This is a genomic window from Providencia sp. PROV236, from assembly GCF_033676985.1.
Taxonomy (GTDB): Bacteria; Pseudomonadota; Gammaproteobacteria; order Enterobacterales; family Enterobacteriaceae; genus Providencia; species Providencia manganoxydans.
Window position 1 is genome coordinate 1,506,664 of record NZ_CP096297.1, and the last position, 12,235, is coordinate 1,518,898.

Genomic DNA, 12,235 nt, shown 5'->3' on the forward strand with positions numbered 1-12,235 from the left:
CTCGTATATTTTATAGCGTGATTAAATTCTTACAATATAGGGATATTTTATATGGGATTCCTTGATAATTTATTTTCTAAATCGAAACGTGAACCGAAGACGGCAAAAGCTATTTTAAATAGAGGGGCACGCTTGCACGAAGCTGAAGTGGACATCCTCTTTATAATTAAGAATGGCAATGTGTTGTATGTGAACTATGACACTGAAAACCTTTTTGAGATTGATGGTGATGGTGACAGCTTATTCAAAGGCCGTGTTGTTAATTACAAATATCTGGGAGAAACAACAAAAGATGAAGTTCAGATCTTTGTTGGTTTTGATGAAAAGGACGCCTATACGATGTTCACTCTTCAGCTTAACTTAGAAGATAGATTGGAATTCGTTGGTCAAGCTTTGAACAGATTTTTTTCTAACAACCGTATTAATGGCGTATTTTCATGGGAAGGATATTCTGTACAATATCAATACACCTATAAATTATATAATAAAAATAATATCAGCTTTTTAATTAATTCTAGCCAAACTCATGGTTACTTAATTAGTGAAGACACCTTCGAACAAGGTGAAGGGGATTTCCTTAAAGAAAAGTTTTGGTCTACTGTAACTAACGCAGATAGTAGTCCTGAAACATACACATATAACGATCCTAAAACCAACACTGGATACTCTGTGCTGAGAGATCCCCTCATAATTTCCCCAAAACGTAACCATGTTTGAATAGATTTTGAGCAAGTAGGGTTGCAGCCACGAGTAAGTCTTCCCTTGTTATTGTGTAGCCAGAATGCCGCAAAACTTCCATGCCTAAGCGAACTGTTGAGAGTACGTTTCGATTTCTGACTGTGTTAGCCTGGAAGTGCTTGTCCCAACCTTGTTTCTGAGCATGAACGCCCGCAAGCCAACATGTTAGTTGAAGCATCAGGGCGATTAGCAGCATGATATCAAAACGCTCTGAGCTGCTCGTTCGGCTATGGCGTAACCCTAGTCCGTAGACAGGACTTTTCAAGTCTCGGAAGGTTTCTTCAATCTGCATTCGCTTCGAATAGATATTAACAAGTTGTTTGGGTGTTCGAATTTCAACAGGTAAGTTAGTTGCTAGAATCCATGGCTCCTTTGCCGACGCTGAGTAGATTTTAGGTGACGGGTGGTGACAATGAGTCCGTGTCGAGCGCTGATTTTTTCGGCTTTTAGAGCGAGATTTATACAATAGAATTTGGCATGAGATTGGATTGCTTTTAGTCAGCCTCTTATAGCCTAAAGTCTTTGAGTGACTAGATGACATATCATGTAAGCTGCTGATAGGTTTCCAGTTTTCCGCTCCTAGGTCTGCATATTGTACTTTTCCTCTTACTCGACTTAACCAGTACCAACCCAGCTTCTCAACGGATTTATACCATGATACTTTAAAGCCAGCATCACTGACAATGAGCGGTGTGGTGTTACTCGGTAGAATGCTCGCAAGGTCGGCTAGAAATTGGTCATGAGCTTTCTTTGAACATTGCTCTGAAAGCGGGAACGCTTTCTCATAAAGAGTAACAGAACGACCGTGTAGTGCGACTGAAGCTCGCAATACCATAAGCCGTTTTTGCTCACGGATATCAGACCAGTCAACAAGTACAATGGGCATCGTATTGCCCGAACAGATAAAGCTAGCATGCCAACGGTATACAGCGAGTCGCTCTTTGTGGAGGTGACGATTACCTAACAATCGGTCGATTCGTTTGATGTTATGTTTTGTTCTCGCTTTGGTTGGCAGGTTACGGCCAAGTTCGGTAAGAGTGAGAGTTTTACAGTCAAGTAATGCGTGGCAAGCCAACGTTAAGCTGTTGAGTCGTTTTAAGTGTAATTCGGGGCAGAATTGGTAAAGAGAGTCGTGTAAAATATCGAGTTCGCACATTTTGTTGTCTGATTATTGATTTTTGACGAAACCATTTGATCATATGACAAGATGTGTATCTACCTTAACTTAATGATTTTGATAAAAATCATTAGGGGATTCATCAGTACTCTGTGTCTTCTAGCTGTATTAAAAGTACTAACGAATTTGCTAATAAAATATATGAGCAAGGTGTTGAATCGCTTAAAAAAGCTGATTTTAAAATGGCATTTAATAATTTTAAAATAGCCGCAAAATATGGACATACTTCTGCAACGTTCAATTTGGCATTAATGTATAAAAATGGAAATGGTTGTGATTATAGTTATGAGGATGCATTGCAATTATTTATAAAATCCCAGAATGAAGGACATCAGGGGGCATTTAGGCATATTGATGAACTAGAAAGAGTAAAAGAAGGCTCAAATGACTTATCCAATCTGCCTCTGGTAATAAATGAAGCTAGCCACTTACACGATGGAACAATTCTCTACTTTTTTTATTTCTTCTTACTAAATAATTTAAGTGAGGTTGATATCGTAAGCTGGATAAGATATGAGCTTGATTGTGCATCTTTAGGTAATGAGCTTGCGCAGCAATATGTCAATGAAATATCGCCTAATAGAGATTTTTATAAAAATGGAAGGAATGAGTTAACTCCTCATGCCTCATTATTTAGTGATCTTTTTGATAATGTTACTATTCCGCTGAGAAAAGAAGAAGATTTTAGCGATATAATCAAGCTGAGATGCAATTTGGTCAAAAATTTATTTAAACATATTTTTGAACAATAGCAGAATAACTCCCTCGACTACTTTTAAAGGCCTAGAGCTATGCTATACAGTTGAAACGAGGCTCTTTGTGGCAGTAGTAAGCGCAATGAGATCTACATTGAAATATGTTCTTACTAGAGTCCATGAGATAATAATCGTCCTTTCCTTAGGTATAACCTGCTAACTAATTTAGCTGTTGGCTTTGAACGAGGAATGGACGTTATACAAGCGCTAACGTCCATAAAGATTAATATTAATATTAATATTAATATCAAGTACAGTAGATTAGTGTTAGATAAAGCTGCCCCTAATAATATCCGTATAATGAGTTCAGGCAGTAGCTATCTCGCGTTGAAGAAGCCATTCATCGAGTTCTACTTCCTTCCAGCCAACAGACTGTTTCCCCAACTTTAGCTGTTTTGGAAAAGTGGGATCGTAGCGCTTTGACTTGGGATTTAGCCAGTCATATATCGTCGAACGTTTTACTCCAATTTTAGCTATAACAGCAGGAATACGCAGGATTTTTATAGTTTGAGTATGGGAGATCATATTTTGCCTCTTTTAAGTTCTTACAATTCAAGTTACCTATTGAATAACGGCTCTCTGTTATTCACCACCTGAGCCGATTGGCTGGTATGTGATGGATTGTAATGGAGGCGAATAGTGTCTAAAATGTGCATTTATTAATTACTTTTTTTGACACTAAATTATGCCAGCTCTAACCCCCCTAAAAAAAGCAGCATTTGATGCGATAGATAGGCTTCACATTAATCAAATTTTAATGAGTTTCGTATACGAAGAGCCGATCGAGGACTGGTATCATTACATACTTAACCGACTCAATGGAGCGCTCCAAAAGAAAGGGATTGCAGGAAAGCAAGCAGAAATAGCGAAACACTATATATTAGCTAATCTTGAAATTCACTTATCTGTTGATAACAAATATATTTCATTTGCGGCTGAGGCTTATAAAAAGGATAATATCTGTGATGAGTCTTATAGCAAAGAGATTACTAAGAAAGTTGTGGAATATGGAATAAATTTTAGCCTTGCTTTTCTTTCCATTCTCGCGGAGAAGAATGGTATTGATAGCGAATTTGTTAACCAAATCGTTGAAGATTTGTTAAGTGACAGCGAGGTTGCTCTATCAACAATGCCTTTTTTTATCAAATACAGATTGACTGACTGTTGCTATGCATTTGAGTATCCAGATGCCCCTATGGGTTTTTATCATGAACTGGTGAGTCGCGGTATTATCTCGTGTGATAAATATTCGCGTAATATTGATAAAGAAGCGAAAGAATCAGGTTCAGAGCTATCACTGTTGTTCATTCGTGCAGGATTACTTTTTGAGTTTAGGATGCTGCAAAGAGCGATTAGAGCCATGATGCCTGTTGATAAAAATAATGAGGTTGTTTTTCCTGATCTTGGCTCCGAAGTACCCGATATTAATCGTAAGATAACAGTAGATTATTGTAAAAGGCTGATTGATTTAATTATCTTAGACAAGAAAGCAATTACATTTGTAGTGTTTCAATGTAACGAACATGTGTCGGAAATAGATGCTGAAAAATTACTTAAAAATATGAGTAAATTTTATTTGCATAAACGAATGTTTAATGGCTCGCAGGGTAGCTGGCTTGGAACGTTGGGAGCATTTGATATTGAGGCTATTCGCTGGGATGAGCCAAACAAAGCAATTTATTATGAGGCTGATAATAGTCTTACGATTTCAGAGAAGGTTAAATCAAAGCTTTTAGATTACGGTTTTAGTGTATCAGCAAGAAGTTTGTATTTGAGACATAAAGCAATAAGAAAAGATAATTATTCTAAAATTAAGTACTACTACTATTTCTTACTGAACCAAGAATATGGGCTTCCTTGGAATAGTAATAACAATAGTTATTACGACGCGGCCCTTAAACATAAAGAGAAAGAAGTGAGTGAATAGAGGCTTGTTTATTATTTCGCTCTGAAGTTGAGTATAAATAATGTTCACTGGATTGGTTAACTTCTGGATAACCAGTCTTTTTTATGTAGTATGTCGCTATCGCTTGATGAGTTATAAAGGTACAATCAGTTAACTTTTTTAATATACAATGTGCTGATTACAATGACTAATAACAATTTCTCTTCAACAGCGGCATTTCTATGGTCAGTAGCTGACCTGTTACGTGGCGACTTCAAGCAATCTCAATACGGACGTATCATTCTCCCTTTCACCTTGCTAAGGCGCTTAGAGTGTGTCCTTGCTGCTACAAAGGCTGATGTTCTGGCTAAATACGATGCAATAAAATCAATGCCGATTGAAGCACAGGACAAACTACTTACCCATGCTGCCCAGTTAAGCTTTTATAACACCTCAAAAATGGATTTGAACCGTCTGGGTGAAACAGATGTGGCGAATAATCTTCAGAACTATATTCAATCATTTAGCCCAAATGCCCGTGAGATTTTTGAACACTTCGACTTTTTCAATACTATTGATAAATTGGAAGAGGCCGATCTGCTTTATAAAGTTGCAAAACGTTTTGCGACTACTGATCTTCACCCTGACACTATTAGCAACTACGGTATGGGTTTAGTGTTTGAAGAGCTTATCCGACGCTTTGCAGAAAGCTCGAATGAAACCGCAGGGGAACACTTTACCCCAAGGGATATTGTTGAGCTGACGACGTCATTGCTTTTCACTAACGAAGAAGAGTTAACCAGTTCGGGCTTAGTTCGCTCAATCTACGACCCTACAGCAGGTACACCTTACATGCAATGTTCATAATACACACATTACATAATTAACTGGTGACATAATAATTGCCATTTATAATAGTCCTTAAGAAAGATCATAAACCGGATCTAGGCTTTGATTGATTAAGGAACTAAAGTGGCTACCCTCCGACAAATTAACTACCACCCTTTCCGAGTTAATATCCAGAACGATCAAGTTCACTGGACTAAATCAAATCATCAAAATATTGAAGGCTTACCTCAAATCATCTGGCAAGATAACACTACTTGGTCAGAAGCTAACCTATGGGCTTTAGAACAGGCCACCTCGTTTAGAAGTAGTATAAAAACAGTTCGATCAAACATGTCTCACTTACTTGCATATGCAAAATGGCTAGAATCTGAGTCTATTGACTGGTGGCAATTCCCTGACCGTGAAAGTGAAAGATGTCTAAATCGATTTAGAGGTGCTTTGATACAAGCTAGAAATTCAGGAGAGTTGGCTCCTAGCACAGCATCTCAAAGAATGGCCGCTGTAATAAGATTTTATAAGTGGGCTAGAGATTTAGGATTAATTTCAACTGAGTGGCCAATGTGGAAAGATAAGTTTGTAGGAATAAAGCTCACTAATCAGTTCGGTTTGGAGCACACACTTAAAGTGGCAAGCACCAATCTAGCCATTCCAAATCGAACTGTTGCTGGTCCTGTCCAACTAGAGGATGGCTTGCTTCCACTATCAGTCAAAGCCATGAAAGAAGTACTAAACTTCGCTGATGAGAACGCTTCTAAAGAACTAGCTCTTATGTTAAGGATAGGTTTTTTCACAGGGTTACGCATAGGCTCAATCACAGATCTAAAAGTATCAACCCTCCAAAACGCCATTACTGTGCCAGAAGTAGGAATTAAAACTATTTCTGTTGGTCCAAGTGCATATCCGCCTGTTGATACGAAGTTTGATGTTAGTGGCTCTGTACCGATACCTAACGAATTACTGGAAATGCTGCTTGATTATGCATCAAGTATTAGAAGATTGAAGCGACAATCATTGTCTTCTGAAAACGATCAGGACCTACTGTTTCTTAGCAGATTCGGTAATAATTATAAAGCAGATAGTAGCAGCGCTATTAACGTAGAGATGTCTCGCTTAAGGAAACTTGGCTTAAAGTCAGGAGTTACAGTGCTTAGAGGTTTCTACTTTCATAGAACACGAGCTACCTATGCAACAGAATTAATGAAGGTGGCATTGAATGCAATGCCTGTAGCTGATGCTGTTGAGTTTGTAAAAGAGGCTTGTCTTCATAAAGATATCAGTACCACTATGAAATACGTAAAATTTATTGAAACTAGTAAGTTAATGAAGGAGGCATCAGATGCTTTTACCGAAGCATTTATGGGACTGAGTAGGAGTAAAGCAGTAAATGAATAATCAAGATTTGCTACTTAAGGGCATAATGATAGGTACTCATGCAGAGCCATGGGACCTAAGGGTTTTACTGTATAAAGATGCTACATCAGTCAAGAGAAATGAAGTCAATGAGCTTATAGATGATGGTTACTTCGGTGAGATAGTCAGTGACAGAGTTTCTTTAGTTCACCTACTTCATAATATGTTTACGAGTTTACTAGTATCTGGTATTGCTCAGCCTACGATAATTTCATATCTGAGAAATTTATGGGATTTTTTAAGATGGGTGGATAGTAATAATTTACCCTGCTCAGAAGATACAATTGTATCTTCTTTTGATGCTTGGACTGAACATTTGGTCTACAGAGTGTTTTATAAAAAAGACTTAAAGCACTATGTAGCTTACAAAAGAGCGTCAACTGTTGCTAATGTTATTGCTAAAGCCCTAAGTATGCCTGGAAATAAGCCTGGGCATAATTTAATGCTTAATACAAGACTAACCAGACCCAGTAAACACAAGTCATCATTAAGTACACAGGCTGATAAACAGAATTTAGCTTATACTTTTGAGTTTGGTAGGATCTTAACAGCAATCTGTCAAAAACTCGATTTAGTAACTGTACGTGGCCCAGTACCCATTAGATTATCATTCGATAATAATAAGCTAATTACCATAGCTGGCAACCTCATAAACCCTGATTTAGACGTATCTGCTATTAGAAGCAGTAGTGATAGGACAAGAGCGATCAAAGCAAGGCAAGCTCTTCCAGATGGGGAAAGTTTATTTGAAAGCAATAAAAGATCTAATATTCTAAATATTCGTATTGGAGCTGAACTTCTTATATTTTTGGCACAGACAGGAATGAATTTAGCTCAAGCGGACTCACTAAAATTGGAAGACTTTAGATGGCAATCTAATGGTGAGGATTATGATGTATTCAGAGTTTACAAAGGGCGCAGACAAGGCGAAGCTATCTTTAGTTGTTACAATACATACAGAGAGCATCTTCAAACCTATCTTAAATGGCTTAATGATACTGGTTTAAAAGAACTTGATGACAGGCTTTTTCCATTTATAAATAGAGGTATTATCCCAGCTAGATGCTCGCAAAGAACACTTGGCTCTATAAGGATATTATTTAAAAAAAATGATCTCAAATTTATTAAACCTTCTGAATTACGTAATACACGAGTTAATTGGCTGATAAGGCACACTGATAATCTTAACCTTACAGCTGACCAGATGGGGCATAGTCCGGAAGTGCTAGTACGTGACTACTTAAGGCCTCACCATCAACGTGCTACAAGCGAAATAATAAACTTCCATAACAGTTATATCCCCTCAATAGAATCGCCAGGTCCTGGGGTTTGTATTGGTCAGAGTCGGCCTCAAAAAATAACATCAGCTCCTGATGAGGCGCCTATTCCAGATTGTATTAGTCCAGAAGGTTGTATTTTTTGCACACACCATAGGGATATCATGAGTCCTGATTATTGTTGGAAATTAGCCTCACACTTAAGGCTAAAGACCTTAGACCTTAGAGCTTGGTGAATATAAACCCTCAGAAAAAAACTATACACATCCAGCCTGTTTAGTGATTAATAGGATAAATCTCAAATTAGATGCTATCGCAAAGAGTAGTTCTATTAGAGAACAATGGGTGGTTGAAGCCCGTGATTCTATTAGATCAGGTCATTATCATCCACAATGGAGTGGGTTTATTAACTTGTTAGAGGGTATGACATGACTATACCAAAGCTACCAGGATTATCAGTCTTAGGTGTATGTAGTGGTCAACTAAAATTGGCCACGGTTTTAGAGTTTTTCCGGTATTGGTTTTCTGATTCGTTTGGTGGTAATCCACCGTTATATTCATGCGGCCTGACCTCGCTGTAATACCCGACGATATAATCCGTTATTGCATGGGCTGCTTCACTGAAGCTGATGTAGCCGGTCACCGGCACCCACTCATTTTTCAGACTTCTGAAGAAGCGCTCCATCGGACTGTTATCCCAGCAGTTACCACGCCTACTCATACTTTGTTTTATCCGGTATCGCCACAGTAACTGTCGGAACTGCCTGCTTGTATAGTGGCTACCCTGATCACTGTGGAACATGAGCCCGGATGGCTTATTTCGTATTTCCCATGCCATTTTCAGCGCTTTGGTGGTCAGTTTGCTGTCCGGTGAAAATGACATTGCCCAGCCCACGGGTTTCCTTGCGAACAGGTCGAGTACAACGGCCAGGTATGCCCAGCATTTACCGGTCCAGATATACGTTACGTCGCCGCACCATACCTGATTGGGCTCTGTCACTGCGAACTGTCGCTCAAGGTGGTTCGGGATAGCAATGTGTTCATGACCGCCACGTTTATACCGGTGAACAGGCTGCTGACAGCTCACCAGCCCCATCTCCTTCATTAGCCGTCCGGCAAGCCATCGTCCCATCCGGAAGCCCCTGTGTGTTGCCATTACAGCGATACTTCTTGCTCCTGCTGAGCCATGACTGAGGCCGTGCAGCTCCTGAACCTGACTACGTAATACGGCTCTCCTGCCGTCCGGATTGTCAGGCCGGTTTTCCCGGTATCTATAGCTGCTGCGGTGAACTCCGAACACGCAGCAAAGAGTGGCCACAGGATAATGCGCTCTGAGTTTCCCGATCACCGAGACCTGTTCAGGGAGTCTGACATCAAGAGCGCGGTAGCCTTTTTTAATATTTCGTTTTCCATTTCAATACGTTGAATTTTTTTCTTCAGCTCACGTATCTCAATTTGTTCCGGCGTGATAGGGGATGCTTTCGGTGTTTTGCCTGCCCGTTCGTCCCGTAATTGCTTTACCCACCGCGTCAAGGTGGAAAGCCCGACATTCATGGCTTTCGCGGCATCTGCAACTGTATAGTTCTGATCCACAACCAGCTGAGCTGATTCACGTCTGAATTCTGCACTGAAATTTCGTTTTTTCATTAAGGCACCTGTGTTGTTCTGAGGTGAGCATATCACCTCTGTTCAGGTGGCCAAATTTATTAAACCACTACAGTACACATAAATACAGATATGCCTAATTTTAGACCTAATACATGGCCACCAGAAGATGACTTTCCAGTTGTTATAGACTCAGAGGGAAAGGTGGTTTCTAGGTATGGAGACATTAGATGGGATTTCTCATCTTGGCATGGAAGTGTGCTCAAAATTTATTTTGGAGACGGTCCAGGAAACGGTCATAAGGTCAGTAAAGAAAACGCTAACTTATTAAGGCTAGTAACAGCTTGGTGGATTTGGGGCCCTGGTGTACCCGTTCAAGCAAGAACAATAGTATCCAGATTTGAAACTATTAAACCATTTTTTGTGATTTGTTCTAATCATAACATATGTGTTTCAGAGCTTTCAAAATACCCAGAAGTTATTAAAGAGATCGCTACAAAGGGGAAGTTTAGTCATCTACACTTACTTACATACCTTCATGACATCAGCTTTAATGCAAAAAAATTAGGATTTAATATTCTTGATGAAGAGGGAATGAAGATATTCAATAAGTATCTGAATATAAATGAGCCAACTCAAACAGCCTACATCCCACCTAGAATTTGGAGTTATCAACTAACTCGACTGAAAGAATGCTTAGATAGCTATTTACAGAATAAAGAAAAACTAGAAAGGTTTTTTATATATTGCTTATTAGCATATGAACCCAGCCATTCGATAATAAAAAAAGACAGTTTTAAAAAGTTAACCAAAGAGTTTGATTTAGTTGAAAAATTTGAAAAAGGTATAAAGTCTATTCGTATGAGTATTAAAGATGTTGCGATAAAGTTTGGTGTTTACTGTATTTTAGAAAAATGGGTGATAACTAATAATAAGTGTACTTTAGAGACTTTGTCTAACTATTTAAATCTTATAAATTTTTGTGGCACGGCTTACATTGCCAACTTTTCATTGATGCACATCAGTGAATGCAGTCGCTTAAGGATTGATTGTCTACAGAGCGAGGTTGATGAAACAGGCGGTGAAATATGGCTTATTAAAGGGGTAACAACTAAAACGATTCAGGATAAAGAAGCGAGTTGGATAGTTCCATCCACTGTTAAAGATGCTATTGACGCAATGCGTCATATAACTGAGCTTAGACTTACTGCAGCAAAGCATAACTCACAGTTAACTCTTAATAAAAAGTTTCTAGCAAATCCTACATTGCAGTGCCATGCTTATGAAGCATGGAGAGTGCATCATTTGAATATTGATGTTGAGTATATTACCCCTAGAACATATCAAGAGGTATGCAAAAAATACCCTAAACTATTCAATCAGCAAACAATGACGATTACTAAAGAAGATTTGGATATTGCTCGTCGTCTAACTGCTAACTTAAATCCAGAACTCTATAACGTTGGAAAAATATGGCCTCTTTCATGGCATCAATTAAGACGTACAGGTGCTGTCAATATGCTTGCCAGTGGCCTTGTTTCAGAGTTTTCTCTACAGTATCAGCTAAAACATGCTAGCTTAGCTATGAGCAGGTATTATGGTCAAAACTACTATAAGCTTAAAGCCCCGCTTAATAGCGAAGCCCGTGGCCTATACTTAAAAGAAATGTATGAGACCATTACCAGAGAGTTTAGAGAATTACAGTCTGACAATTACATTTCACCGCATGGGGATAAAAGAAAAGAACAAATACTATCTGAAATAACTGAAAAAGATCACAAACAACTTATTAATGCAGCTAAGAAAGGGAAAGTCAGCTATCGTGAGACTTTCTTAGGTGGCTGTGCTAATCAAGGTCCACCGTGCCCCTATGGAGGTATTAGCAATATTACATCTTGTATGGGGTTTGATGACAAGTCGGCTTGTAATGCAGTAATTTTAGATAAAAGCAAGCTTCCTGTAATTAATAAGCTTAAAAATAGCTTACAAATACAGCTAACTAATGCAGATGATCAATCGCCATTATATCAATCATTAAAAGCACAGATAGAATCCGCGGAGAGGGCAATAAATGTCATCAATACAATCCAAATCTAGTACCATCAAGAAAAAACAGCCAGGAAGAGCTGAGATTCGCTTTCTAGAGGCCTTTGAACGTCTAAAGGTAGGTAATCCTGAATTACTACCCAAAGGGACCCCTGTAACTCAAAATAACGTCGCTAAAGAAGCTGGGGTTAACCCCTCTGCACTACGTCGAACTCGATACCCTGATTTATGCGACAAAATACAGTCTTGATTGATGAAAATAAAGACAATTCATCGCAGCAGTCTACCAGACAAAAGAATCTTGCTAAGACTGCTAAGAATAGAAGCCTCAAGCAGCAACTGGATGATTTAAAGACGCAAAATGATATAGCCTTATCAAAGCTAATGGAAGCTGAGAGACTTATAATTGAGCTAACTCTAGAGAATGAGAGATTGAAGTCAAGGCTTCCTGCAATTGAAGTCACAAGGATGCCATAAAAAGCTAAAGCACTTT

The 12,235-nt window shown here is 38.8% G+C and carries 10 protein-coding genes and 1 pseudogene; 8 read left to right on the plus strand and 3 right to left on the minus strand.

Features of this window, described 5'->3' with window-relative positions; genetic code table 11:
* Nucleotides 1–51 precede the first annotated feature (51 nt).
* A complete protein-coding gene (locus M1E96_RS06515) occupies nt 52–717 on the plus strand; it encodes a hypothetical protein (RefSeq protein WP_249890784.1) in 666 nt (221 codons plus the stop codon).
* Here the strand turns inward: M1E96_RS06515 and M1E96_RS06520 are convergent.
* Nucleotides 686–1,894, minus strand: a complete 1,209-nt coding sequence (locus M1E96_RS06520; RefSeq protein WP_249890785.1) for an IS4-like element ISVsa5 family transposase — start codon at nt 1,892–1,894, stop codon at nt 686–688. The two genes, M1E96_RS06515 and M1E96_RS06520, sit on opposite strands and share 32 nt — an antisense overlap.
* Nucleotides 1,895–2,007: 113 nt before the next feature.
* Between M1E96_RS06520 and M1E96_RS06525 the strand changes: the two genes are divergently transcribed.
* The gene (locus tag M1E96_RS06525) at nt 2,008–2,667 is read left to right on the plus strand and encodes a tetratricopeptide repeat protein (RefSeq protein WP_249890786.1); all 660 of its coding nucleotides are present in this window, start codon (nt 2,008–2,010) and stop codon (nt 2,665–2,667) included.
* A 309-nt stretch (nt 2,668–2,976) separates the two neighbouring features.
* Here M1E96_RS06525 and M1E96_RS06530 read toward each other — a convergent pair whose 3' ends face one another.
* The gene (locus M1E96_RS06530) at nt 2,977–3,195 is read right to left on the minus strand and encodes an AlpA family transcriptional regulator (protein WP_241105141.1); all 219 of its coding nucleotides are present in this window, start codon (nt 3,193–3,195) and stop codon (nt 2,977–2,979) included.
* Between the two features lie 160 nt (nt 3,196–3,355).
* Between M1E96_RS06530 and M1E96_RS06535 the strand changes: the two genes are divergently transcribed.
* The 4 genes and pseudogenes from M1E96_RS06535 (at nt 3,356) to M1E96_RS06550 (ending at nt 8,327) form a co-directional block, all read left to right on the plus strand.
* Entirely contained in the window at nt 3,356–4,597 is a 1,242-nt protein-coding gene (locus M1E96_RS06535) for a hypothetical protein (protein WP_249890787.1), read from the plus strand.
* A 162-nt stretch (nt 4,598–4,759) separates the two neighbouring features.
* Nucleotides 4,760–5,401: pseudogene (locus M1E96_RS06540) on the plus strand (type I restriction-modification system subunit M N-terminal domain-containing protein); the annotation flags it as partial.
* A gap of 126 nt (nt 5,402–5,527) precedes the next feature.
* Nucleotides 5,528–6,796 (plus strand): tyrosine-type recombinase/integrase, encoded by a 1,269-nt coding sequence (locus M1E96_RS06545; RefSeq protein WP_369427438.1) that lies wholly within the window; start codon nt 5,528–5,530, stop codon nt 6,794–6,796.
* A complete protein-coding gene (locus tag M1E96_RS06550) occupies nt 6,789–8,327 on the plus strand; it encodes a hypothetical protein (protein ID WP_369427439.1) in 1,539 nt (512 codons plus the stop codon). Before M1E96_RS06545 ends, M1E96_RS06550 begins: the two co-directional genes overlap by 8 nt.
* 242 nt (nt 8,328–8,569) lie before the next feature.
* Here the strand turns inward: M1E96_RS06550 and M1E96_RS06555 are convergent.
* A protein-coding gene (locus M1E96_RS06555) for an IS3 family transposase (protein ID WP_094963256.1) occupies nt 8,570–9,738 on the minus strand; the annotation gives its coding sequence in 2 pieces (ribosomal slippage) (nt 8,570–9,489 and nt 9,489–9,738; 1,170 coding nt in all).
* Between the two features lie 90 nt (nt 9,739–9,828).
* Between M1E96_RS06555 and M1E96_RS06560 the strand changes: the two genes are divergently transcribed.
* Entirely contained in the window at nt 9,829–11,793 is a 1,965-nt protein-coding gene (locus M1E96_RS06560; protein ID WP_369427440.1) for a hypothetical protein, read from the plus strand.
* Complete coding sequence (locus tag M1E96_RS06565; RefSeq protein WP_249890793.1) at nt 11,768–11,992, plus strand: hypothetical protein; 225 nt, start codon at nt 11,768–11,770, stop codon at nt 11,990–11,992. The genes M1E96_RS06560 and M1E96_RS06565 overlap by 26 nt, the downstream gene beginning before the upstream one ends.
* The last annotated feature ends 243 nt before the right edge of the window (nt 11,993–12,235 follow it).

Bases quoted from the DNA above. Each gene is read 5' to 3' on its own strand.
- M1E96_RS06515 (WP_249890784.1), top strand. From the start codon at position 52: ATGGGATTCCTTGATAATTTATTTTCTAAATCGAAACGTGAACCGAAG.
- M1E96_RS06520 (WP_249890785.1), bottom strand. From the start codon at position 1,894: ATGTGCGAACTCGATATTTTACACGACTCTCTTTACCAATTCTGCCCC.
- M1E96_RS06530 (WP_241105141.1), bottom strand. From the start codon at position 3,195: ATGATCTCCCATACTCAAACTATAAAAATCCTGCGTATTCCTGCTGTT.
- M1E96_RS06535 (WP_249890787.1), top strand. From the start codon at position 3,356: ATGCCAGCTCTAACCCCCCTAAAAAAAGCAGCATTTGATGCGATAGAT.
- M1E96_RS06550 (WP_369427439.1), top strand. From the start codon at position 6,789: ATGAATAATCAAGATTTGCTACTTAAGGGCATAATGATAGGTACTCAT.
- M1E96_RS06560 (WP_369427440.1), top strand. From the start codon at position 9,829: ATGCCTAATTTTAGACCTAATACATGGCCACCAGAAGATGACTTTCCA.
- M1E96_RS06565 (WP_249890793.1), top strand. From the start codon at position 11,768: ATGTCATCAATACAATCCAAATCTAGTACCATCAAGAAAAAACAGCCA.